This is a genomic window from Kitasatospora sp. NPDC052868, assembly GCF_044547105.1.
GTDB lineage: Bacteria > Actinomycetota > Actinomycetes > Streptomycetales > Streptomycetaceae > Kitasatospora.
The window spans coordinates 1-23,683 of sequence record NZ_JBITZW010000020.1 but is presented as its reverse complement, the minus strand read 5'-3'; the positions used below and the strand labels follow the sequence as shown (position 1 = coordinate 23,683).

Annotated in this window: 20 protein-coding genes; 13 read left to right on the top strand and 7 right to left on the bottom strand. The window is 71.4% G+C overall.

The window, feature by feature from the left end; translation table 11 throughout:
• Nucleotides 1-384 precede the first annotated feature (384 nt).
• Nucleotides 385-4,659 (top strand): LamG-like jellyroll fold domain-containing protein, encoded by a 4,275-nt coding sequence (locus ACIGZJ_RS27555; RefSeq protein WP_396459749.1) that lies wholly within the window; start codon nucleotides 385-387, stop codon nucleotides 4,657-4,659.
• Nucleotides 4,660-4,753: 94 nt separating this feature from the next.
• On the opposite strand, the gene ACIGZJ_RS27550 is transcribed toward ACIGZJ_RS27555, so the two are convergent.
• Nucleotides 4,754-5,482 carry a FadR/GntR family transcriptional regulator gene (locus tag ACIGZJ_RS27550; RefSeq protein WP_392939390.1) on the bottom strand — a complete coding sequence of 243 codons (729 nt, stop codon included), beginning with the start codon at nucleotides 5,480-5,482 and terminating at the stop codon, nucleotides 4,754-4,756.
• Nucleotides 5,483-5,789: 307 nt separating this feature from the next.
• Between ACIGZJ_RS27550 and ACIGZJ_RS27545 the strand changes: the two genes are divergently transcribed.
• From ACIGZJ_RS27545 to ACIGZJ_RS27520, 6 genes are all read left to right on the top strand, one after another.
• Nucleotides 5,790-7,358, top strand: a complete 1,569-nt coding sequence (locus ACIGZJ_RS27545) for an amino acid permease (protein WP_396459847.1) — start codon at nucleotides 5,790-5,792, stop codon at nucleotides 7,356-7,358.
• The gene (locus ACIGZJ_RS27540; RefSeq protein WP_396459748.1) at nucleotides 7,355-8,713 is read left to right on the top strand and encodes a glutamine synthetase family protein; all 1,359 of its coding nucleotides are present in this window, start codon (nucleotides 7,355-7,357) and stop codon (nucleotides 8,711-8,713) included. Before ACIGZJ_RS27545 ends, ACIGZJ_RS27540 begins: the two co-directional genes overlap by 4 nt.
• Nucleotides 8,710-9,411 carry a gamma-glutamyl-gamma-aminobutyrate hydrolase family protein gene (locus tag ACIGZJ_RS27535; protein WP_396459747.1) on the top strand — a complete coding sequence of 234 codons (702 nt, stop codon included), beginning with the start codon at nucleotides 8,710-8,712 and terminating at the stop codon, nucleotides 9,409-9,411. Before ACIGZJ_RS27540 ends, ACIGZJ_RS27535 begins: the two co-directional genes overlap by 4 nt.
• Nucleotides 9,408-10,781 (top strand): aldehyde dehydrogenase family protein, encoded by a 1,374-nt coding sequence (locus ACIGZJ_RS27530; protein ID WP_396459746.1) that lies wholly within the window; start codon nucleotides 9,408-9,410, stop codon nucleotides 10,779-10,781. Before ACIGZJ_RS27535 ends, ACIGZJ_RS27530 begins: the two co-directional genes overlap by 4 nt.
• A gap of 5 nt (nucleotides 10,782-10,786) precedes the next feature.
• On the top strand, nucleotides 10,787-11,554 hold the full coding sequence (locus tag ACIGZJ_RS27525) for a 3-oxoacyl-ACP reductase (RefSeq protein ID WP_392939398.1): 768 nt from the start codon (nucleotides 10,787-10,789) through the stop codon (nucleotides 11,552-11,554).
• 213 nt (nucleotides 11,555-11,767) lie between these two features.
• Entirely contained in the window at nucleotides 11,768-13,315 is a 1,548-nt protein-coding gene (locus tag ACIGZJ_RS27520) for an MFS transporter (RefSeq protein ID WP_396459745.1), read from the top strand.
• Between the two features lie 103 nt (nucleotides 13,316-13,418).
• On the opposite strand, the gene ACIGZJ_RS27515 is transcribed toward ACIGZJ_RS27520, so the two are convergent.
• Together ACIGZJ_RS27515 and ACIGZJ_RS27510 are read right to left on the bottom strand one after the other, a co-directional pair.
• Nucleotides 13,419-13,919 (bottom strand): GNAT family N-acetyltransferase, encoded by a 501-nt coding sequence (locus tag ACIGZJ_RS27515; protein WP_396459744.1) that lies wholly within the window; start codon nucleotides 13,917-13,919, stop codon nucleotides 13,419-13,421.
• A gap of 35 nt (nucleotides 13,920-13,954) precedes the next feature.
• Complete coding sequence (locus tag ACIGZJ_RS27510) at nucleotides 13,955-14,581, bottom strand: CGNR zinc finger domain-containing protein (protein ID WP_396459743.1); 627 nt, start codon at nucleotides 14,579-14,581, stop codon at nucleotides 13,955-13,957.
• 93 nt (nucleotides 14,582-14,674) lie between these two features.
• Between ACIGZJ_RS27510 and ACIGZJ_RS27505 the strand changes: the two genes are divergently transcribed.
• From ACIGZJ_RS27505 to ACIGZJ_RS27495, 3 genes are all read left to right on the top strand, one after another.
• Nucleotides 14,675-15,478, top strand: a complete 804-nt coding sequence (locus ACIGZJ_RS27505; protein WP_396459742.1) for an MBL fold metallo-hydrolase — start codon at nucleotides 14,675-14,677, stop codon at nucleotides 15,476-15,478.
• A 187-nt stretch (nucleotides 15,479-15,665) separates the two neighbouring features.
• Nucleotides 15,666-16,139, top strand: a complete 474-nt coding sequence (locus ACIGZJ_RS27500; protein WP_396459846.1) for a GNAT family N-acetyltransferase — start codon at nucleotides 15,666-15,668, stop codon at nucleotides 16,137-16,139.
• 169 nt (nucleotides 16,140-16,308) lie between these two features.
• Nucleotides 16,309-17,433 (top strand): hypothetical protein, encoded by a 1,125-nt coding sequence (locus ACIGZJ_RS27495; RefSeq protein ID WP_396459741.1) that lies wholly within the window; start codon nucleotides 16,309-16,311, stop codon nucleotides 17,431-17,433.
• A gap of 58 nt (nucleotides 17,434-17,491) precedes the next feature.
• Here the strand turns inward: ACIGZJ_RS27495 and ACIGZJ_RS27490 are convergent, their stop codons facing one another.
• The 3 genes from ACIGZJ_RS27490 to ACIGZJ_RS27480 form a co-directional block, all read right to left on the bottom strand.
• The gene (locus ACIGZJ_RS27490) at nucleotides 17,492-18,667 is read right to left on the bottom strand and encodes an alpha/beta hydrolase family protein (protein WP_396459740.1); all 1,176 of its coding nucleotides are present in this window, start codon (nucleotides 18,665-18,667) and stop codon (nucleotides 17,492-17,494) included.
• Between the two features lie 378 nt (nucleotides 18,668-19,045).
• Nucleotides 19,046-19,603 carry an SMI1/KNR4 family protein gene (locus ACIGZJ_RS27485; protein ID WP_396459739.1) on the bottom strand — a complete coding sequence of 186 codons (558 nt, stop codon included), beginning with the start codon at nucleotides 19,601-19,603 and terminating at the stop codon, nucleotides 19,046-19,048.
• Between the two features lie 92 nt (nucleotides 19,604-19,695).
• Nucleotides 19,696-20,118, bottom strand: coding sequence for a DUF6000 family protein (locus ACIGZJ_RS27480; RefSeq protein WP_396459738.1), 423 nt, complete (start codon nucleotides 20,116-20,118; stop codon nucleotides 19,696-19,698).
• A gap of 310 nt (nucleotides 20,119-20,428) precedes the next feature.
• On the opposite strand from ACIGZJ_RS27480, the gene ACIGZJ_RS27475 reads away from it, so the two are divergent.
• A complete protein-coding gene (locus ACIGZJ_RS27475; RefSeq protein WP_396459737.1) occupies nucleotides 20,429-20,974 on the top strand; it encodes a hypothetical protein in 546 nt (181 codons plus the stop codon).
• Here the strand turns inward: ACIGZJ_RS27475 and ACIGZJ_RS27470 are convergent.
• Nucleotides 20,940-21,722, bottom strand: a complete 783-nt coding sequence (locus ACIGZJ_RS27470; RefSeq protein WP_396459736.1) for an IS5 family transposase — start codon at nucleotides 21,720-21,722, stop codon at nucleotides 20,940-20,942. The genes ACIGZJ_RS27475 and ACIGZJ_RS27470 overlap by 35 nt on opposite strands.
• A gap of 368 nt (nucleotides 21,723-22,090) precedes the next feature.
• On the opposite strand from ACIGZJ_RS27470, the gene ACIGZJ_RS27465 reads away from it, so the two are divergent.
• On the top strand, nucleotides 22,091-22,669 hold the full coding sequence (locus tag ACIGZJ_RS27465) for a hypothetical protein (protein WP_396459735.1): 579 nt from the start codon (nucleotides 22,091-22,093) through the stop codon (nucleotides 22,667-22,669).
• A complete protein-coding gene (locus tag ACIGZJ_RS27460) occupies nucleotides 22,666-23,247 on the top strand; it encodes a potassium channel family protein (RefSeq protein ID WP_363638235.1) in 582 nt (193 codons plus the stop codon). Before ACIGZJ_RS27465 ends, ACIGZJ_RS27460 begins: the two co-directional genes overlap by 4 nt.
• The last annotated feature ends 436 nt before the right edge of the window (nucleotides 23,248-23,683 follow it).

Sequence of the window (23,683 nt, the reverse complement as noted above, 5' to 3'; positions counted from 1 at the left end):
CCGTCTGCTCCAGACGCGCCATCGTCCGCCGCGAAGCCCCCGTTGTGGCAAAAACACGCTGATGTCCGTTCCATCCGAAAGTGGGAGAGGGAACGCCAGGGCACGCCGACAGAGCCCCCCTGGCGATCACCAGCTGAACCGTATTGCCATGATCCACAACGCGGCAATACCCTTCCCCCGGCCCTTCCGACGCAGGGTCACGGCGGGCGGCGAACCGCCCCTCACCTGCGGAAATTTCATGCGAACGCGAAGGGACCGTCTCGCTCTTGACGACCGGTCGGAAGCTGCCGGGCATCCCCGCGCAGAACTGGCGGTCCGTCACGTCCTAGGAGAAAAAACATGGGGGACCACACCCGCAGCGGGACACGTCGCAGACGTGTCGCATTGCTCACACCTACCCGGCTGACCGCTCCGGCCGCCGTCGTCGGCCTGGTGCTGGCACTGCTCGTACCGGCGGCGGCCGACGCCCGGGCCGCCGACGTCAAGCCCGCCGACTCACAGGCTGCCGACTCACAGGCTGGCGGCGCAGAACCGGCCAAGGCCGGTCCGCTGCAGACCGCCCGGTCCGCCGCCGCGACGAGCGGCAAGGCCGTCGCCGTCGACGCGCTGACCACGGAGACCTCGCAGACGGTCGCGAACCCCGACGGCACCTTCAGCGTGACCACGCACGTCCAGCCCGCCCGGGTCCGCAGGAACGGCGTCTGGACGGCGATCGACGCCTCCCTCGCCGCCAACCCCGACGGCACGCTGTCGCCCAAAGCCACGGCCGCCGCGCTGACCCTCTCCGGCGGCGGGGGCGGCCCGCTGGCGACCCTCACCGACCGGGCCGGCCACCGCCTGTCGCTGACCTTCCCGGTCGCGCTCCCGGCCCCGATGGTGTCCGGCGACAGCGCGCAGTACAACGGCGTGCTGCCCGGCGTCGACCTCAAGGTGAGCGCCACCGAGCAGGGCGGCCTGCGCGAGGTCCTGATCGTGCACGACGCCAAGGCCGCGGCCAATCCCGCGCTGCGGGAGCTGCGCCTGGCCACCGGCACCAGCGAGGGCCTGGCCGTGAAGGCCGACGAGACCGGCGCGCTCACCGTCACCGCGGCCGACGGCTCGACCGCGTTCACCGCCCCCCGCCCCCTGATGTGGGACTCCGCCACCGCGGCAGCGCCCGCCGCCACCGCGGCACCCGCCGTGCCTGCCGCGCCGAACGCCCGGGCCAAGGACCTGCGCGGCGCGGCTCCGGCCGGGTCGGCTCCCGACACCGCGGGCACCGCCCCGGCCGCGGCCCAGCCGTCCAGCGACCGCCAGCCCGGCAGCGGCGCCCAGGTCAAGCCCATCGCCGTCCGCCCGGAGCCCGGGTCCCTCACGCTCACCCCGGACGCCGGGCTGCTCACCGGTCAGGACACCGTCTGGCCGCTGTATATCGACCCAACGGTCAGCCCGGTCACCAACGGCACCAGCCACTTCGCCTCCCTCAAGGAGGGCTGCCCGGGCGAGCAGACCTACGACCGGCTGCAGGAGAACGGCCAGGGCGCCGGCTACCAGCAGTGGGGCCCCGAGTGCATCGGGCTCTACCAGTCGTTCTACGAGCTCGACACCAGCAACCTGACGCCGGACATGGTGGTCTCCAAGTCCACCTTCCACCTCAACGAGACCTACGCCGCGGCCTTCGACTGCACGCACACCGCCCCGGTCGCGCTCGCCACGGCCACCAAGCTGTACTCCGACGCGTCGTGGAACTGGCACCGGCCGGTGGTCTGGCAGGACCACTGGTTCACCACCCAGTACCCGCAGAGCGCCAACATCAGCCACAAGTGCGGCAACCACGACGTGGCCTTCGACGTCACCGGCCAGATGCAGGAGATCACCGCCGGGTCGTGGCACGACTGGACCGTCGGCGTGTACGGCAACGAGACCAAGTCCTCGGGCAACAACGACTTCATGCGGTTCGCCGGCAACCCGTACGTGGTCACCGTGTTCGACATCGCCCCGGACGCTCCCGGCGCCATCAGCCTGACGCCGGGCCTCCAGAACCCCGCCGGGAACGGCTGCGACGGCAACGTCGGATGGATCGGCAACTCCGGGCTCACCGGCGCCGGCACCTCCGACATCAGCCTCAACGCCCAGCTGACCACAAAGATGAGCGGCATGAACCTGCGCGCCAACTACCACGTGTGGGACGACATGACCGACGGCGGCGGTGGCAGCCCCGCCACCGTGGCGTGGCAGGTCAGCCCCTGGGTCTCCAACGGGGGCACGGTCTACACCAAGCTCGGCTTCGCGGTCGGCGACGGCCACCGGTACGGCTGGAACACCTGGGCCGACGACGGCACCCTCGGCGGCCCCAGCTCGCCCTACTGCTACTTCAAGACCGACCTGACGGCGCCCGGCGTGCCGGCCATCGCCCCCTCGGCGCAGTTCCCGCCGCTCGGCGGCGCGGCCCCGACCGGCCACGCGGGCGACCTCGGGGCGAAGGTCGTCGTCACGGCCGCCGACCCGACCCCGGCCGGCTGCACCCTGAGCGCCTGCCTGAGCAGTGGGGTCAGTCGCTTCGAGTACTCGCTCGACACCAACATCCCGACGGTCGGGGCGACCTCGGCCGCGGCCGTGCCCGCCACCGGGGGCGCCGCGAGCGCCGAGATCCCGATCGAGGTCGGCGCCGCGGACTGGGGCACCCACACCCTGTTCGTCCGCGCCGTCGACGCGGCCGGCAACACCCAGGCCACCGTCGGCCAGTACTCCTTCTTCGCGCCGTGGAACCCCGCGGGCGCCGTCAAGGTCGCGCCCGGCGACCTCACCGGCGACGGTGCACCCGACCTCGCCGCGACCACCGACGAGGGCGACCTCGTCCTGATCCCCGGCAACGCCGACCCGGCGGCCGCGCCGGTCATCGCCTCCAGGCCAGCGGACAGCCCCGAGGGCATCGGCTGGAACAACTACCTGATCACCCACCGCGGGACGTCCTCCAGCACCAACGTGGACGACCTGTTCGTGCTGAACCGGGCCGCCGGCTCCCTGTACCTCTACCGGAACGACGGCGGCACCACCCCGGGCCACTTCACCAGGCGGGACAAGGTGACGGACCTCGGTGCGGACCCCTCCTGCCCGGCCAAGGGCTCGGACGGCACCTGGCGGAACGTCCGGCAGATCCTCGCCCCCGGCAAGCTCGCCTCGCTGGTCAACGCACCCGACCTGATCACGGTCGACAACAACGAGCTCTGGTACTACCCGGGCACGAAGCGGGCCGGCTGCCTGCTCGCGGCCGGCGTGAAGATCGGTACCGGCGACTGGAGCAACACCACCCTGCTCGCCCCCGGGACGGTGGACGGCGTCCCCACCCTGTGGGCCCGCGACCGCTCCAGCGGGGCGATCAGCACCTACCCGCTGACCTTCGCGAACGGCGTGCCGACCACGAGCATCACCGCACCCGCCAGCACGCCCCTGAAGACCAGGGTCAAGGACACCGCCGGCGCGCCGATGTGCCTGGACACCGAGAACGGCGCCACCACCGCCGGCACCCTCGCCGTCATCAACGTGTGCAAGGACGCCGGCACCCAGCCGGTCGTCCGCGGCACCGACCGGAGCATCCACCTCGCGGGCAAGTGCCTGGACGTCAACTTCGGCGGCCCCGCGGACGGCACCGCCGTCCAGCTCTGGGACTGCAACGGCTCGGGCGCGCAGCAGTGGGAGCCCGGCCCCCAGCCCGGCACCCTGATGAACTCCGGCTCGGGCAAGTGCCTGGACATCCCCTACGGCATGAACACGATCGGCAACCGGCTGGTCATCTGGACCTGCGCGGGCGCCGACAACCAGAACTGGACGGCGGCGGGCGCCCTGCCCGCCCCGCAGAAGGTCCTGCCCGTCGGCGGCGGCAGCACGAACAGCACCCTCGCCTCGCCCGGTGACGTCAACGGCGACACCTACCCCGACCTGTACACCGTCGGGGCCGGCCGGATCACCCGCTACCCGGGCGTGAAGGCCGTCGACGGGATCGCCCGGTTCGGCACCCCGACCGCGCTCGGCGTGGTGAACCAGCCCACCCACCGGTGGCACCTGGGCGACACCGTCGACTCCGTCCAGCAGGTCTCCAACCTCTCGCTGACCGGGCAGGCCGCGCTCGTTTCGGATCCGGACCGCGGGACGGTGCTCAGCGTTCCCGGCGCTGCCGGGTCCATGGCGTCGACCGACAAGCCGGTGCTCGACACCGGGGGCAGCTACTCGGTCTCGGCCTGGGCCTATCTGCAGCCCACCGGGGAGTACTCCACGGTGGTCGCACAGTCCGGCAGCACGGTGAGCTCCTTCTACCTGCAGTACTCGAAGGCCTTCAACGCCTGGACGTTCGTCAGCCCCGCCGTGGACAGCACCAGCCCGGGTACCTATCCCGCCGCCTACGCGTCCACCCCGCCCGCCTTCAACCGGTGGACCCACCTGGTGGGCACGTACGACGCGGCCAGCCGCGCGATGAGCCTGTACGTCGACGGCAGGCTCGCCGGCACCGGCAGCAACCCGAGCCCGTGGCGTTCGAACGGGCCGCTGACCCTCGGCGGCGCCAGGAACGGGGACTACTACCCCGGCCGGATCAGCGACGTCCAGACCTGGGACTACGTCCTGTCGCCGGCCGCCGTCGCCGCCCTGGACACCGGCCAGCCCACCCCGACCCAGCTGAGCTGACCTGATCGGAGGAACCCCCGCGGGGCGGGGCCGGAGACCACTCCGGCCCCGCCCCGCGGGCGCTTCCAGTCCTGGTTGTGGGTCCCGGGGCCGTTCAGCCGAGGAACGCGCGCAGGAGTGCGGCGGTCGCCTCCAGGTGCTCCTCGGTGGCCCGGCGGGCGGCTGCGGCGTCACCGGCCAGGATCGCCCTGGTCATCGCCCCGTGCTGCTCGGAGGCGTGGTCGATGTTGCGGCCGAGCATGGGGATGGCGTTGAGCAGGTCGTTGAGCCGGATCCGGGCCTCGGTGATGCCGGCGGCGAGCGAGGGCGAGCCGGTGAGTTCGCCGATCGCCAGGTGGAAGCGGGAGTCGCACTGCCGGTACTCCTCGGCGCTGGCGCCGTCCGCGTCGGCCAGCCGCTGCAGCAGGTAGGCGCGCTGGTCCGCGGTCAGTTCGCGCCGGGCGGCCAGTTCGGCGGCGCCCGTCTCCAGCACCAGGCGCAGGGTCAGCGCGTCCTCCAGCTCCGCGCCGAGGTCCTCCGCCGCGCGGCGCAGCTCCCCGACGTCCGGTGCGGGCAGCCGGTAGGTGACGAAGGTGCCGCCGTAGCGGCCGCGGCGGGCCTCGACCCAGCCGGCCTGCTGGAGCGAGCGGAGGGCCTCGCGCAGGGTCTCCCGGCTGATGTTCAACCGGGTGGCGAGGTCGCGTTCGGCGGGGAGCCGGTCGCCGTGGCCGACCACGCCCAGCTTGATGGCCTGCAGGATCCGCTCGACGGTCTCCTCGAAGGCGTTGCCGGTGCGTACGGGTCGGAAGACGCTGTCGAGCTGCCGGTCCACCTGTGCCTCCACGGGGCGATGGTACCCGGGAGTGCCCGGGGGCCGGTCGGGGGAGTCCTCTTGACGGCGGGGCGGCCGCGGGTGAACGATGCTGCCCACGGGTTCAATGGTCTGCTTTCAGGCCATTGACGCGCAAGGAGGGTGCACCACGACGACGTGGGCGCACGTGCCGGTCCCGCCTCATTCCCCAGGGGTGCGTATGACGTCCGAAGAGCAGGCCGGCTCCAGCCCGGCCGAGCAGACTGCCAGAGCAGTGTTTCCTCCCGATTCCACGACCGTGTCCGCGAAGGTCCCGACCGCCAAGATCCCCGCCGCCAAGATCCCCGCCGCCGGGGCTCCCGCCGGAGCGGCCGCTCCCGCCGCGTCCGAGGACGAGCGGCGACTGCACGAACTCGGCTACACCCAGGAGTTGGCCCGGTCGATGTCGGGCTTCTCCAACTTCGCGGTGTCCTTCTCCATCGTCTCCGTCCTCTCCGGCTGCCTCACCCTCTACGGGATGGGCATGAACACCGGCGGCCCGGCGATGATCACCTGGGGCTGGCCGCTGGTCGGCCTGATGACCCTCTGCGTCGGTCTCGCGATGGCGGAGATCTGCTCCAGCTACCCGACCGCGGGCGGCCTCTACTACTGGGCCGCCCGACTGGCCCGCAGCAAGGGGGCCGCCGCCGCCTGGTTCACCGGCTGGTTCAACTTCCTGGGCCAGGTGGCCGTCACCGCCGGCGTCGACTACGGCGCGGCCGTCTTCACCAACGCCTTCCTCGACCTCCAGTTCGGCTTCTCCGCCACCCCCGGCCACACCGTGGCGATCTTCGCGGTGATCCTGCTGGCGCACGGGCTGCTCAACACCCGGGGCGTCAGGCTGGTCGCCCTGTTCAACAGCGTGAGCGTCTGGTGGCACCTGGTCGGCGTCGCGGTGATCGTGGGCGCGCTGGTCCTGCTGCCCGACCACCACGCCTCCGCCTCCTTCGTGTTCACCGAATTCGTCAACAACACCGGCTTCGGGAACGGCTTCTACGTCGGCATGCTCGGCCTGCTGCTGGCCCAGTACACCCTCACCGGATACGACGCCTCCGCCCACATGACCGAGGAGACCCACGACGCGGCCCGCTCCGGCCCGCGCGGCATCGTCAACGCCATCGTCGTCTCGCTGGTGGCCGGCTGGATCCTGCTGCTCGGCATCACCTTCGCCATCCAGGACTACGACGGGGCGCTCACCAGCTCCACCGGCGTACCGCCCGCGCAGATCTTCATCGACGCGATCGGCCCGACCGGGGCCAAGCTGCTGCTGCTGATCGTGATCGGCGCCCAGTTCTTCTGCGGCATGGCCTCGGTCACCGCCAACTCCCGCATGATCTACGCCTTCTCCCGGGACGGCGCACTGCCGGGCTCCCGGTTCTGGCACCGGATCAACCCCCGCACCCAGACCCCCACCAGCGCCGTCTGGCTGGCCGCCGGCGGCGCCCTGCTGCTCGGGCTGCCGGCCCTGTGGAACACCACCGCCTACACCGCCGTCACCTCCATCTCGGTGATCGGCCTCTACCTCTCCTACGTGATCCCGGTCTTCCTGCGGCTGCGCCAGGGCGAGGAGTTCGCGCGCGGCCCCTGGCACCTCGGCCGCTGGAGCCGGCCCGTCGGAGCCGTCGCCGTCGGCTGGACCGCCGTGATCACCGTGCTGTTCATGCTGCCCACCGTCAGCCCCGTCACCGCCGAGAGCTTCAACTACACCCCCGTGGCCGTCGCCGTGGTGCTCGGCTTCGCCGGCCTGTGGTGGCTGTTCTCCGCCCGGCACTGGTTCACCGGCCCCCGGATCCACGGCGTCCCCGCAGCCGGCGGCCAGGAACCGCCGGAGCGCGACGCCGCCACCGCCGACGAAATGGAGACCCGATGACCGCCCCCCGGCTCACCCTCGAACGCCTGGAGCGGCAGGTCGCCGACGGCACCGTCGACACCGTCGTCCTGGCCATGACCGACATGCAGGGCCGCCTCCAGGGCAAGCGGATCGCCGCCGAGTACTTCCTCAGCGACGTCGTCCCCAACGCGGCCGAGGGCTGCGGCTACCTGCTCGCCGTCGACATCGACATGAACACCGTGGACGGCTACCGGATCTCCTCCTGGGACAGCGGGTACGGGGACTTCGTCCTCACCCCCGACCTGGACACCCTGCGGGCGGTGCCCTGGCACCCCGCCACCGTCATGGTCCAGTGCGACGTCCACCACCACGACGGCACCCCCGTCAGCGTCTCCCCGCGGCAGATCCTGCGCCGCCAGCTCGACCGGCTCGCCGCCCACGGCTGGCACGCGTTCGTCGGCACCGAACTGGAGTTCATCGTCTTCCGGGACAGCTACGAGCAGGCCTGGGACAAGGCCTACCACGGGCTCACCCCGGTCAACCAGTACAACGTCGACTACTCCATCCTCGGGACCTCGCGGATCGAACCCCTGCTGCGCCGGCTGCGCAACAGCATGGCGGGCGCCGGGCTCACCGTGGAGTCCGCCAAGGGGGAGTGCAACCCGGGCCAGCACGAGATCGCCTTCAAGTACGGTAAGGCGCTCACCACCTGCGACGACCACGCCGTCTACAAGACCGGCGCCAAGGAGATCGCCGCGCAGGAAGGGGTCAGCCTCACCTTCATGGCCAAGTACAACGAGCGCGAGGGCAACTCCTGCCACATCCACCTCAGCCTTCGCGACGACCGGGGCCGCCCGGTGATGCCCGGCGACGGGCCGCACGGCTTCTCCCCGGTCATGGAGCACTTCCTGGCCGGCCAACTCGCCTGCCTGGCCGACTTCTCGCTGCTGCTCGCACCCACCGTCAACTCCTACAAGCGGTACGCGCCGGGCAGCTTCGCCCCGACCGCCGTCGCCTGGGGCCGCGACAACCGCACCTGCGCCCTGCGGGTGGTCGGCCACGGCGCCTCGCTGCGGTTCGAGAACCGGGTGCCCGGCGGTGACGTCAACCCGTACCTCGCGGTCGCCGCGCTGATCGCGGCCGGCCTGCACGGGATCGAGCACCGGCTGCCGCTGGAGGCCGAGTCCACCGGCAACGCCTACGCCTCCGACGCACCCCGGGTACCGGCCACGCTGCGCGACGCGGTCGAGGCGTTCGAGCGCAGCAAGGTCGCCGCCGAGGCCTTCGGCGCGGACGTCGTCCAGCACTACACCCACGCCGGCCGGACCGAACTGGCCGCCTACGAGAGGTCGGTGACCGACTGGGAGCGGCGCCGCGGATTCGAGCGGCTGTGACCGTGCGCCCGCTGATCGGCATCACCACCTATCTGGAGGAGGCCGCCTGGAGCGTCTGGCGCCAGCCGGCCGCCGTCCTCCCCGGCAGCTACCTCGACGCCGTCTCCCGGGCCGGGGGCACCCCCGTCCTGCTCCCGCCCCAGGACGGCGGCGTCGAACGGCTGATCGGCGCCCTCGACGGGCTGCTCCTCGCGGGCGGCGCCGACATCGACCCCGCCCGCTACGGAGCCGAACCCCACCCGCGCACCGGATCGCCCCAACCCCACCGGGACCGCTGGGAGTCGGACCTGCTGGCGGCCGCACTCGACCGCGACCTGCCGGTCCTCGGCATCTGCCGCGGACTGCAACTGCTCAACGTCGCCCTCGGCGGCGACCTGCGCCAGCACCTGCCCGACCAGAGCCACCAGGACCCGCCCGCCACCTACGTCCGACGAGGAGTGGTGATCCGGCCCGACAGCCGGCTCGGTGAGATCCTCGGCCCGGTGGCGCAGGTCTCCTGCTACCACCACCAGGCGGTCGGCCGCCTCGGCACCGGCCTGCGGGCCACCGCCTGGAGCGCCGACGAGAACGTCGAGGCGCTCGAACTGCCCGGCCGGGCCTTCACGGTGGCCGTCCAGTGGCACCCCGAGACCGACCCGGAGGACCCTCGGCTGTTCGAGGCGTTCACCGCGGCCAGCTGCAAGGAGGCAGCCAGATGACCGAACCCGACCTGCACCCGGTGATCAACCCGGCCACCGAGGAGGTGATCACCACCGTCGAACTGGCCACGCTCGCCGAGACCGACGCGGCCATCGCACGGGCCGCCACCGCCTTCGAGACCTGGCGCAAGGTCGCCCCCGCCGACCGGGCCAGACTGCTGCGGGCGTTCGCCGCCGCCGTCGACGCCGACCGGGAGCACCTGGCCGCCCTGGAGGTGGCCAACGCCGGACACACGGTGGGCAACGCCCGCTGGGAGGCCGGCAACGCCCGGGACGTGATCGAGTACTACGCGGCCGCCCCCGAGCGGCACCTCGGCCGGCAGATCCCGGTGGCCGGCGGCGTGGACCTCACCTTCCACGAGCCCCTGGGCGTGGTCGGCGTCATCGTGCCGTGGAACTTCCCGATGCCGATCGCCGCCTGGGCCCTGGCGCCGGCCCTCGCGGCCGGCAACACCGTCATCGTCAAACCGGCCGAGCTCACCCCGCTCACCGCACTGCGCCTGGGTGAACTCGCCCTGCGCGCGGGCCTGCCGCCGGGCGTCCTGCAGATCCTGCCCGGGCGCGGCCCGGTGGTCGGGCAGCGCTTCGTCACCCACCCCGCCGTCCGCAAGGTGGTGTTCACCGGATCCGGCGCCGTCGGCCGGTCCGTGATGGCGGGCTGCGCGGCCCAGGTCAAGCCGGTCACCCTCGAACTCGGCGGCAAGAGCGCCAACATCGTCTTCGCCGACGCCGACCTGGCCCGGGCCGCCGCCACCGCCCCGTACGCGGTCTTCGACAACGCCGGACAGGACTGCTGCGCCCGCTCGCGGATCCTGGTCGAGGACTCCGTGTACGAGGAGTTCATGGCGCTGCTGGAGACCGCCGTGCAGGGGGTGCGGGTCGGCGACCCGGCCGACGCGAAGACCGAGATGGGACCGCTGATCTCGGCGGCCCACCGGGCCCGGGTGGCGTCGTACGTCCCCGACGACTCGGCGGTGGCGTTCCGCGGCTCGGCCCCCGAGGGTCCGGGCTTCTGGTACCCGCCGACGGTGCTGGCGCCCGTCCGGCACGACGACCGGGCCTTCACCGAGGAGATCTTCGGCCCGGTGGTCGCGGTGGTCCCGTTCCGGGGCGAGCAGGACGCGGTACGGATCGCCAACTCCACCGAGTACGGCCTGTCCGGATCGATCTGGACCACGGACCTCGGCCGGGCGCTGCGGGTCTCCCGCGCCGTGGAGGCGGGCAACCTCTCCGTCAACTCGCACTCCTCGGTGCGCTATTCGACCCCGTTCGGCGGGTTCAAACAGTCCGGACTGGGCCGCGAACTCGGCCCGGACGCCCTCGACGCCTTCACCCAGACCAAGAACGTCTTCATCTCCACGGAGGAATGATGAGCATGACCGAGCGACTCGACGGCCGGGTGGCCGTCATCACCGGCGCGGGCAGCGGGATCGGCCTGGCCACGGCCCGGCGCTTCGCCGCCGAGGGCGCCAAGGTGGTGTGCGTGGACCTGGACGAGACGACCGGCGGCAAGGCAGCGGACGAGGTCGGCGGCCTGTTCCTGCAGGCCGACGTCACCGACGAGGCCGCCGTGCGGGCCGTGTACCAGCAGACCGTCGACCACTACGGCCGGCTGGACATCGCCTTCAACAACGCCGGCATCTCGCCGCCCGACGACGACTCCATCCTGACCACCGGGCTCGACGCCTGGCGGCGGGTCCAGGACGTCAACCTGACCAGCGTCTACCTGTGCTGCAAGTACGCCATCGAGCACATGCGGCGGCAGGGCAAGGGCTCGATCATCAACACCGCCTCCTTCGTCGCGGTGATGGGTGCGGCGACCTCGCAGATCTCCTACAGCGCCTCCAAGGGCGGGGTGCTGGCGATGTCCCGCGAGCTGGGCGTGCAGTTCGCCCGCGAGGGCATCCGGGTCAACGCGCTCTGCCCGGGGCCGGTGAACACCCCGCTGCTGCAGGAGCTGTTCGCCAAGGACCCGGAGCGGGCCGCCCGCCGGCTGGTGCACATCCCGCTGGGCCGGTTCGCCGAGCCGCAGGAGATCGCGGCCGCCGTCGCCTTCCTGGCCAGCGACGACTCCTCGTTCATGACCGCCAACACCTTCCTGGTGGACGGCGGCATCTCCGGGGCGTACGTCACCCCGGAGTGACGCGGCCGCGGGCGGTGCCGGGGTGCCCCGGTGCCGCCTGCCGGGCAGGTGCCTGTGCGGGACGGCCGCCGCCGGACGCGCCCGCTGAGCTGCTGCGTACGGGACCGATTCAGGAGGTGTCCGGCGTGGGTGCGGGAGGTGGCGGGGGCGCGCCCGGATAGTGGGCTGATCCGTCCGGCAGCGGGGCCGGGCGCGGGATGAGGGAGCCGACAGATGGCCCGATCGCCTGGGGCGCCGAACGGCGGCTACTCCCCGGACAGATGGACGGCGATGGCCGGCATGTGCGTCGCCGCCGGCATGGTCTGGTTGTCGTTCGCGGATTTCGGCGTCGCCGTTCCGACGATCGCGGACGAGTTGTCGGTGTCGCTGCCGGCACTGCAGTGGGCCAACAACGCCTTCAGCCTCTCCACGGGTGCGCTGGTCCTGGCGGGCGGGAGGCTGGGCGACGTGTTCGGCCGCCGCCGGATGCTGGAGATCGGCCTGGTGGTGATGGGCCTGGTCTCGATTCCGGCGGCGTTCACACCGGGGGTGGAGGGCATGATCGCGGGCCGGGCGCTGATGGGCGTCGGCGCGGCGCTGATCCTGCCGGCCACGCTCGCGCTGATCCCGCCGATGTTCCCCGTCGAGGAGCAACCGCGCGCGTTCGGCGCCTGGATGGCGGTCGCCTGGGTGGGCCAGGCCGCCGGGCCGGCGGTCGGCGGACTGCTGACCGGCCTGCTCGGCTGGCGGTCGATCTTCTGGATCAACGCCCCGGTGGCGCTGGTGGGCCTCTGGCTGGTCCGCCGGGCCGCCGTGGAGTCCACCGACCCGAACGCCACCCGGCACATCGACCTGGCGGGCCTGGTGATCAGCGCCGCCGCCGCGTTCTGCCTGCTCTACGGATGCACGGCCGGTCAGGAGGACGGCTTCACCGACCCGGTGATCATCGGCCTGCTGGTCGGCTCCGTCGTCCTGGCGGGGCTGTTCGTCCTGGTGGAGCGGCGCGTCGCGGACCCCCTGCTCGACCTCAGGCTGTTCTCCTCCCGCCCGTTCAGCGGGGCGCTGGTGGCCAACTCCGTGATGAACATCGTCTTCGCCGGGGTCAGCTTCCTGCTGACGCTGTACCTGCAGGAGGTCCGGGGCTACGGCCCGGTGGCCGCGGGGCTGTTGCTGCTGCCCTCGACGGCGACCATCCTGCTGCTCAACCCGATCGGCGGGCGGGTGGCGGCCCGGCGCGGAGCCCGGCTGCCGGTCGTCCTCGGCCTCTATCTGCTGGGCGCCGGCACCCTGGTGGCGGCGGTGCTCGGCACGTCGTACCACTACGCCGTGCTGGCCGTCGGGCTGCTGATCCTCGGAGCCGGCCTCGGCCTGATGTCGATCCCGCTCTCCGACACCGCGGTGGCCGGGCCGCCGGAGGAGCTGGCCGGGGCGGCCTCGGGGATGTTCAAGGTCACCAGCATGCTGGGCGGGGCCTTCGGGGTCGCCGTGACGGTGGCCGTCCAGCAGGCGGTGGAGACCAACCAGGCGGTCAGCCGGGCGCGCGCGGCCGGGCTCTCCGAGGCCGACGCCGAGCAACTGGGCAATGCCGTCACCGACTCCAAACTCGCCGACCAGATCCTCGCCTCGGTCGACCAGAGCACCGCCGACGCGATCACCGCGGCCTACCAGGAGGTGCAGGCCGTCGGCACCGGCCGCGCGGTCGGCCTGGCCGGCCTCGTCGCGGTCGCCGCGGCGGTCGGCCTGCCCCTGCTGTGGCGGCAGGCGCGGCGCCCCCGGGCGTAGCCGAGGGCGGGGGTGGCTGCCTTCGGGCGGGGTGGCTGTTCTCGGGCGGGGGTGGTTGTTCTCGGGCGTGGCCGAGGTCAGGGGCGGCCCGCGGTATCCGTCCTCAGGCGAGTTCCTTGTGCATCACGATGCAGGGGCGGCCGCGCTGGACGTCGGGACGGCGGTCGATCTCCTGCCAGCCCAGGGAGCTCCAGAAGGCCAGCGAGGACGGCCGGTTCTCCAGGACGGCCAGGCGGATGCCGTCCCTGCCCTCGGCGCGCAGGCGTTCCTCGACCAGGTCGACCAGCCGCCGGCCGACGCCCCTGCGGTGCAGCCTGCCGTGCACCAGCAGCAGCCCGATCCAGGGCCGGCCGTCGCGGGGGTGCCGGTGGAGCAGGGAGAGGAGCCCCAGCAGAGCGCCCTGGGCGTCGCGGGCGAGCAGGACCTCGCAGGACTCGGTACCGATCTCCTCGCGGAGGTCCGCCTCGACCTGGTCGGCCTGGACGAGCTCGGGATCGTACTCGCCCGAGTCGAGGCAGTAGCCCGGGTTGCTCGCGTAGAGGTCGACGATCTCGGCGATCTCGTGCGGTGCGAACGTGAGCGGGGACAGCGTCGGGGTGACCATGCCGGCAGGGCCTTCCGTGGCAGGGGTGTCCTGGATCAGGGGGCGGCGGGGGACTCGGCCCGGGTGCGCCGGGCGTAGGCGCGTGCGGCCCGGGCGCGGTCGCCGCAGCGGACCGAGCACCAGTGGCGGCGGCCGTGGCGCAGCAGGTACCGGTTGCAGGGCGCGGATCCGCAGGCGGTGAGGCGTTCGGCGTCCGGGCCGGTGAGCAGGTCGGCGGCGTCGGAGGCGAGGACCGCGAGGGCGTGCTCGACGATCTGGGTGTTGGGGTGGGACGCGGCGCGGAACGGGCCGTGGGTGCGGTCCCAGTGCAGCAGGGAGGCCGCGGGGGCGCGGGTGAGCGCGTCGTTGACGGCCGCGAGCGCCCCGGGCAGGGCGGGGAGGCCGCCGACCCGGGAGGCGAGCAGTGATCTGACGTGTTCGCGCAGCGACCGCAGCTGTGCGGTGCACATCTCCTGCAGGTCCACCTCGGCCGGGGCGAGGTCGTGCTCGATCAGCCACCGGTTGGCGGCGGCGGGGGTGCCCAGGAGGTCGGTGAACTGGCCGCCGGGCAGGGCCACGGCGCTGTTGGCGAAGTCGAGCGCAGGGTGCTGCTCCGCGCCGGGGGCGGGTGGCACGGCGGACTCGGCGGGCTCGGCGGGCTCGGTCTCCTTCATGGCTCTCATCTTAGTTCTCATGTTAAGGGTTGCCTCCAGCCGTGAGAAACGGCTAACGTCTCTCACGGATGAACCGATCTCTATCCGTGAGGTGTTTCTTTCATGGCTCTTCCCACGGCCGACTCCAGCACGCCCGGTGAGCAGATTCCCGTCCGCGTCTTCGGCGGTCCGACGGCCCTCTTCGAGTACGGCGGCGTACGGTTCCTGACCGACCCCACCTTCGACGCCCCCGGTGAGTACCTGGTGCAGGCCCGCCCGATCCTGGCCAAGACCGCGCCGCCCTCGGGCAGCCCGGCGGACCTCGGCCGCGTCGACGTGGTCCTGCTCTCGCACGACGAGCACCCCGACAACCTCGACCGGTCCGGCCGGGCACTGCTCGCCGACGTGCCCCTCACCCTCACCACCCCCACCGGGGCGCAGCGCCTGGGGGGCGGGGCCAGGGGGCTGGCCGACTGGGAGGCGATCGAGCTCGACCGCCCCGGGGGCGGCACGATCACCGTGACGGGCGTGCCCGCCCTGCACGGCCCCGGTGCGCGCGAAGCGGTCGAGCCGCTGACCGGCCAGGTCGTCGGATTCGTCCTGACCGGGGACGGCCTGCCGACGATCTACGTCAGTGGTGACAACGCCTCGCTCGACCTGGTCCGGGAGATCGCCGAGCGCTTCGGCCCGGTGGACACCGCCGTCCTCTTCGCCGGGGCCCCTCGGTTCCCCGTCCTCTTCGACGGCGCGCTGATCGTTCTCGACAGCACCCAGGCCGCCGAGGCCGCCGCCATCCTCGGCGCCCGCCGGGTGGTTCCCGCCCACTACGACAGCTGGGCGCACTTCACCGAAGGCCGTGAGGAACTGGTGGCCGCGTTCACCGCCGCCGGGCTGGCCGACCGGCTGGACTTCGGCGACCAGGGCTGACGGAGCTGCCGGGTGGTGGCTGGGTGCCGACCGGGTGCGGGCCTGCGCCCGGCCGACCCGGCAGGTGCGCTCGAGTCGCCGTCGTCCGCGCGTGCCGGCACGCGGTCGGCGTCCGGTCGTCCAGGATGTCCTCATGTTCCATCGGATCGAAGTCCCTCGCCCCGTCGATGCCGCGGCCGTGAGCAGAATGCAGCTGAGGGCGTGGATCCAGACGTACCCCAACGCGGCGGCGGGGATCGACGAGGCGTGGATCCGTGAGCACCGCGGCCCCACCGTCACCGCGGAGGGCATCGGCCAGTGGCGGGAGTTCATCGAGGAGGCCGGGCGGCAGCTGGACCAGCTCTACTGCCGGGTGGTCCGCTGCGACGACCGGATCGTCGGGGTGCTCTGCGGCCGCCGGGACGAGACGGTCACCCTCGGACCGATGTACCTGCTGGACGAAGCCCAGGGCCAGGGCGTCGGGCAGCGGCTGATGGACGGGTTCCTCGCCTGGGCGCAGGACACTCCGGTACGCCTCTGGGTCACCGAGTACAACGCGAGGGCGGTCCGCTTCTACCGGCACCACGGCTTCGAGCTCACCGGGGAACGGGAGCTCTGGCGAGGCAGGTTGCCCAATGTGCGGATGGTCCGGGACGGTGTGTCGAACCATCGGATGACCTGACCGGATCCTCCTCCCGTCGGGCGTGCCTCGGGCTTTGACGCCGGGTCCCGTGCGCTTGGCGGGGTGCTTGGCGGTGCCTGTGCGTGTGCTGGTGCGGATGGAGGAGGGGCGCGGGGTGCGGGCGCGTGGCGCGGCCGGGGGGTGACGCGCCGCTGCTAAGAAGTGGCTCATGATGCGACGTGAACGCGGTTTCTCCCCCGCAGCGGTGGCCGTGGCCGGGACGACGGTCGGCGCGGTGGCGGTGCTGGTGCTGACCCAGGGTTCGACCTCCGCGAACGCCGCGCTCGGCCCCGGGGAGCTGGCGAAGGCGACGCTGGTCCAGCTCACCTACCAGTCCGTGCCCGCGATCGGCATGGCCGGTTACACCGGTACCTACGGCAGAGCGGTGAGTACCACCGTCCCGGACGCCGACCCCGGGGACTTCTCGGATCCCGACGGCATGCTGCAGCGGATCACGATCAGCACGATGACGACCCGCACCGCCACCGACCCGGCCAAGTACTACGCGCAGGCCCAGCTGACCGCGCTGGAGGTGCTGTTCAACGAGAAGGGGCTGATCGGGCTGGCCCCGACGTCCGCGGGGTCGGTGGCCTCGCTCGACTCCTACGCGGAGTGCGTGCCGCCGCCGGTCGGCCCGTACGCCCTGGCGTACAACAGGACCGACAGCAGCCGGATCACCGTCCTCGGTTACAACGTCGGCCTGGGCACCACGATCCTCCCGGTCACCGGGGCGGACTTCGGGGTGACCAACGTCGGGCCGAGCACATTGACCGTGGTGGTGACACCGCACCAGGACCCTGCCGCGCAGACCCGCCAGGCCACCGCCGAGGCCTGGTTGGACATCAATGTGTCCGGGACCCTCAATGACACCGCCGGACAGCCGGTCTACCAGGGCGACATCACGGCTCTGCGGCTGGGCGAGGTGGAGGTCGCCTGTCAGGCGCCTTCGCCGTCTCCTTCGCCGTCTCCTTCGCCGTCTCCTTCGCCTTCGCCATCACCGAGTCCTTCGCCCTCGCCCAGTCCTTCGCCCTCGCCGTCACCTTCCCCGTCGCCCTCGCCTTCGCCTTCGCCTTCGCCTTCACCAACGTCGTCCTCGCCGAGTCCGACGAGCCCGAGCCCCTCGCCCACCCGGACCAACCCTGCGCCGGTGCCGTCCCCGAGCCCGTCGGGTGAGCTTCCCCCGACGGGCTCGCCCGGCGGATGGCGATGGCCGGCAGGCGCCGCCGGTGCCCTGCTGATCGCCGCCGGATGGGCCTGCATCTCCCTCACCCGCCGCTCGGGACGACACTCATGACGGCTTCCTCGCAGTGGAGTTGAAGACTTCGGCCGGCTTCCTGCCGACCGTCTGACCCTTAAAGCTCGAAGCTGACCTCCGGGTGGTCCGCGGTCGGCCCGTCGAGGATCGGCTGGTCGATGCCCTTCAGGTGCAGGTCGAAGAAGGCCGCGACATAGGACCGGGTGAGCTCCACCCCCCGCTTGGCGGAGACCGTGGTGCCGGGAGGGCTGGGGATACCGAGCTTCTCGGCCAGTACCGGGACGTCTGTGAAGGAACTGTGGTTGGCACCGGCGACGGTCAGCCACCGCTTCCAGCCGTCCAGGTGGGGCCAGCTCTCCGTCCAGCTGGGGTCCTCCTCGCCGTCCAGCGGGTGGCCGATCATCATGAACGGTTTGCCGTTGAGCCCGGTGGCGGGGACCTTGATGTCCATGGTGCCGTCGAGGTTCACCCCGGCCAGGATCCGGTCGTCGGTGAGGAGGGCCGGTACGGCCGCCGCACCGCCGAGCGAGTGCCCGGCCATGCCGATCCGGTCGTCGTCGATCATGCGCGAGTAGCGCCAGGCCGGGTGGGGGTGGGCGGTCAGCTGGTCGATGACGAAGGACACGTCCTTCGCCCGGCTTGCGGGTACGGCCTCGGGACCTCCCTCTGGCATCCGGCCGCAGATCACGCAGGTGAGCGTCCTGCCGTCGGGGAAAGTGGTACCGGTGTTCTCGTAGGTGTGGTCGACGAGCGCGACGACGTATCCACGGCTGGCCAGATCCTCGGCGAGGCTGGTCAGTTCGGTGCGCGGCATGGTGAAACCCGGGGACAGCACCACGAGCGGGAAGCGCCCGTGCGCGGGGCGCGCGTCGGACCTCGCCCAGGTCCGGGTGCCCGCGACCGCTGAGGTGGGGATCGTGTTGCCCGGAATCTTCCCGTCCAGCATGAGGCGGGCCGCCTCGGGAGTCATGTACGGGGCCGGCCCGCCCGTCCCCGCCTTTGCGGGGTAGTACATCGAGAGCATCAGCTGGCGCGGGCCCGCCGACGGTACCCACGGGTCGGGCCGGTCCTGGTCGACGAAGTGCAGGATCTCCCGGCCGACCGAGAACGGGCCCGTCGGGCGCGGTAGTTCGGCATGGACCCCTGTCGGCACGGGGTTCGCGGCAGTGGCCGCGGGCGTGGGCGCGGCCAGGGCAGGTGCGGCGGCGGCCACGGACAGGGGCAGGGCGAGCAGCAGAGTTGCCGCTGCGACTGTGCGACGGATTCCGGTCATGTCGATGACCGTACGTGCAAAGAAAGGGAGTTGACGTCGCCTCAGAATCGTAAGGGTTGTGCCGGAGAGGGTGTCGGCAGCACGTCAGGGACGCCACGGGGTCATCCCCTAAGGAGGCCTGGGCGCGGCTATGCTCCGTCGACCGCCGCCCACACAGAGATGGTGCTGCGCAGGTTCTACGACCTGCACCGTGATGCCGGATCCGGGCCACTGCTCAACCCGTTCCCGCTGGACCTGGCGCGTCGTTCCAACCGCGCGCACGCGCACCACAACCCGATGGACGCCTGGGTGCCGGAGCGGACAGGCCGCTACCGGCCCTCGGTTCCGCGCTGGACTCCGGCCGGACCCGGCCCAACGGGACGAAGCGTCGGTGTTCCGCTATGCGCCGGAGGGCAGTCGGCTTGCTGCCTGGTCCCATGGCTGAGGCTCAACCAGGTCGTCCCTGTCAAAGGCGTCCTCCTCGAACCAGCCCGTCCCCGCGAGCCAGGTCTCCAGCCACGCTGCGAGGCTGGCGGAGTCGAGGAACCAACACTGGTCCCACGATCCGCCGCTGTACGGGTTCGGCTCGAAGAGCAGGACCTGACCGTCCTCACTGAGACAATCAACGCCTGCGTACATGGCACAACCCCAGGTCAGGATCGGTACGACGCCTTCGGGCCACTCCGGGTGCTCCACGCCAACGGACGCCTCACGTCGCGTCAGGTACTCGCCGGCGACGCTGGAGCCCGGACCGAGCAGCGGCAGCAGTCGGTAGTCAGGGCCGAAGCCGCCGTCAGCGACTTCGCGGTACAGACGCGCAAGCAGGGGATGCAGCGCGAACCCCAGTTGCCTCTCGGCCTCCGCAATCTGGGCATCGCCGACAGGCGCGGGAAGGTCCTCGTTGTCCGATGCGGCCCGGCCGGCGACGCGTTGCACGAGGTCATCAGTGTCGGTCATGACCGTGATGCTGTCAGAGCCCGCTGACATGCCGACGGCCAGGGCCGCCAAGTGGACTGGTGGGCGACAGGAGGTTCAGAGAGGACGAACTATCAATGCTCGTTCTCCAGCGCTGCGAAGAGTTCAGCGCACTCGCCGGCGAAGGAGCGCAGCTGGTCCACGAACTGCCGAATACGCTGCGGATCCAGGTCCCTCTTGGGCGGAGCGTCGGTCCACTGAAGCCACAAGCCATCTGCGGAAAGGTAGCGGGATGCGTGCTCGGTCCCGAGGGCGGCATCGAGGTGAAGCAGCGCGCCAAGAGCAAGGCCCTGGTCGTAGTCGAGGTCAGGCCGCAGCAAGTAGTGATCAAGATATCTGCACAGCAGGTCTGCGTCGGCACTGTCGCCGAACGTGGCAAGAGTGACGCAGTAGGCCGCGCCGGCATAAGGCCCTCCGCTGGCCAGCAGAAGTTCGCCGATACGACTTCGGAACTCGGTCCTGCCGGCTACGGCAACCAGCCAGGAGGCGTCGGACACGGCCTGCCGCCGTCGATCCGGGCATCCCTGAACCTCGAAACACGCCGTCAGCCCCGGAGGCACCTTGACGAGTCACATACCTCCGCATCCCGGTCAAGGCGAAGCAGGGGGAAGCCGGCAGGCACCTCACCAGATGAGAACGCCCGCACCCATCACCTCCGCGCGCCTAGCGGCATCCTCAATGTTCGCCAACCTCTCAGAAGCCGTTGTTTTCCGAATCTGATCGGTGAGTTTCTGCAGGTCAGGCATGAAGTCCTTCGTAGCGAGGCAGAGTCGGGCCGTCGGATTGTCTCGTCGGTGGAGGTGCCGGATGCCGTCGGCGTTGGGTCTGCTGGAGGAGCGGGAGCTGGCCGCGCGCGAGCGTGTGGACGGGCTTCGGGAGGAAGCCGACCGGGTCTTGGCCGAGGCTGAGACGGGCTGGGAGGACTGGGTCGTCGCCCGGCAGCGCGTCGGGCAGGTCCTGTCCGCGCCGCGGGCGGAGCCGGCGGCGAAGGTGGACAGTGAGTCTCCGCAGACGTCGGCCACCTGCGAGCCGGTGGAGACCGCGCCCGAGGTCGTGCCACCGCAGGCGGCGCGTGCGGGTTCGGTCGTGCCGGTATGGCGGCCCGGGTTGCCGGTGGGCTCACTGGCGGTGGACTACCAGCGCATCATGGCCTTGCTGATCGAGCACCGCCACGCAGGCGGGAGCGGGATGATGAGCTGTCAGGAGATCACGGCCGCAATCGGATCGGATGTGCTCTCGGCCCGGGCTGAAGGCGTGCGGGTGAAGGCGAAGCGGCTGGTGGGCCGGGGCTGGTTGGCCAAGCCGGCCCCGAGCAGGTTCACCCTGGCAGCCGGGCCAGCCGCCGCGTCATGAGCATCGTCATCGACCACAGCACCATCTGCTCGTGGACGGCGGGCAGCGTCTCGTAGTCGCGCACCAAACGGCGCGTGCGCACCAGCCAGCTCAACGTGCGCTCCACCACCCACCGGCGCGGCAGCACCACGAATCCTGCGGCGTCGTCGCTGCGCTTGACGATCTGCAGTGTCAGCTGGAGCTTCTCGGCCGCCCAGGTCACCAGCTGGCCCGCGTAGCCGCCGTCGGCCCACGCAAGAGTGATCCTCGTGAAGCGCGAGCGCAGGCGATCCAACAGCGGCCGGGCGGCGTCACGGTCCTGCACGCTGGCGGCGGTGACGATCACGGCCAGCAGCAGGCCGAGAGCGTCGACGACCACATGCCGTTTGCGGCCCGGCGTTCGCTTCCCGCCGTCCCACCCGGACGTGGCCCGCGGCACGGCCGCAGACGCGCGGACCGTCTGCGAGTCGACGATCGCCGCAGTGGGCTCCGGATCCCGTCCGGCGTCCTCGCGGACCAGGCCGCGCAACCGGTCGTGCAGCTCGGACAGCAGTCCCGAGACACGCCAACGCCGGGCGAAGGCGTAGACCCGGTCCCAGGCGGGGAAGTCCAGCGGCATTGCCCGCCAGGTGATGCCGCCCGCGACCAGGTACGGGACCGCGTCGACCATCTGCCGGTGGCAGTACCCCTCCGGCTGGCCGCCCCGCCCCTCCAGCCACGGCGGCACGGGCATCGCGTCGTGGACCACCGCCCACTCCCCGTCCCTCATGTCGGAGGGATACCTCGGCCTCCTGTGCGGCCGGTCCCCGGCGTTCCCGAACCGGTGCGCGAGGCAGTCACACTCAGGAGCGGCAGAGTTGGAGCCAGCCTCGACAGGGGCGTACAACTGCGACATCAGGGCCTCCCGGCGGGCTCGACGGCTTCGACAACCCCGAGCTGCACCACGGGCTCTGTCTTCATGCGCGCCCGGACCCAACACCACCCGACCGAGCCACCACACTCGAACCCGCGCCCATCATGATCGATAGAGCAGCAGGCTTCTGAACAGCTAAAATAGGACAGCAAGCCCATCGAGCAGGCCTGGCTGCACCCTCCGCCAGGTCTTGACCTCGGTCACTCGGCTGCGAAGGACACCCCATGACGTCGGAGACCACGCAGGTCGCACAATCCGGGCAGGAATCGGTAGTCATCGCCAGCTTCGACAACCACCGTCGCGCCGAACACATGCTGGCGTCGCTCGGGCGAGGCTTCCGCACAAAGGCCCGCAAGGGCGGCGCGACTGCTGTAGTGATCAGAGGAAACGCCGACGGCTCGCTGAAACTGACTCAGTCTCGCGTGCTGACGGCCAGCGGTTTTGCGAACGCCCTGTTGCGCATCTCCCTCTCATGGACGGTCGGATTCATGGGCCTCTTCTCCACGCTGAAAGGAGCAGAGGTCGGGGCGCACGCCGCTGAAGTGCGTAAAGGACACGTCCGATCCAACGAGCAGCAAGCCCACAGGATCCTCGCGGAAGCCGGCCCCCATGCCGCCATCACGCTGGTTCGCTGCAAGGACGCAGACACACGGCAGATGGTCGCCGCGGCAGCGGCCGAACGTGCGAAGTACAGCTGGGATGGCTCGCTCACAGAGTTTCTCGCCGCCCTCGACCCCGGCAGTGCTCACGATTGGGTGCGCGCCGCTGTCGGTGAGCCCTCCAACACACACCGCGACCAATGACTGACAGCGCCGGCCCCGGGCCGGACACCCGGCGAGAGGTCAGACCCCCGCGCCGCATGATCGTGCGGGCTGTTCTGCGGATCGTGGGATCCGCCACCGCGCTGGTGACCTTGTACTTTCTGCTGCCCCTGGACCGCTCCTCGACCTGGTCCGCCGTCACGATGCTGGTAGTCGGGCTGGTGGTGTTCGTCGGATTGGTCGCGTTTCAGGTCCGCTCGATCATCCGGTCACCGTTCCCGGGACTGCGGGCCGTCGAAGCCCTGGCCACCAGCGTTCCGTTGTTCCTGCTGCTGTTCGCCAGCGCCTATGTCGTCATGGCCGCGATGTCGGCCGGTAACTTCGGCGGGCCGCTGACCCACACCGACGGGCTGTACTTCGCCGTCACCATCTTCTCGACGGTCGGGTTCGGCGACATCACGGCCAAGAGCCAGGCGGCTCGGCTTGTGGTCACCGGGCAGATGATCGCTGATCTCGTCGTCCTCGGGCTTGCGATCAAGATCATCATGGGTGCTGTCAGTCGGCGCCGGCAACCGGGAGGCGCCTCAGGCGTACAGCCCCCCGAGGATGTCCACCGCTAGGAGCGTGGGTCAGTAACGAGCAAGCGGCCGGGCGGCCGCGAACGGTGGATCGGTCGCGGCTGCCCCGCCAGCACTCGTCGGGCTCCGACTGGGTCCCGCTCATCAGCGTCCGGCCGGTAGAGCCCAGATCGGGGAGACTCGGCTGGTCGGCTGGCCACGGCAAACCCGGCGTGTCGGAAGATCCTGTGGAGCTGTGGCAGGCGGGCAAACCTCCTGACGCCCGGATGGAGACACCCACGAACCGCACGGGATGCCACGCCCTCATGCCCTGGCGCCGGGAAATCACCCGACCGAGTCATCACACTCGAATGGGCGCTCACCATGATCGATAGAGCAACGGCTTCTCAGCTTGATCTTTAACCTCGCGCGGCGAGGTGGGCTTGGAGTGTGGGTTCGCGTTTGACGGTCTTGCCGACGTCGTGGCGGGGCGCCAGCT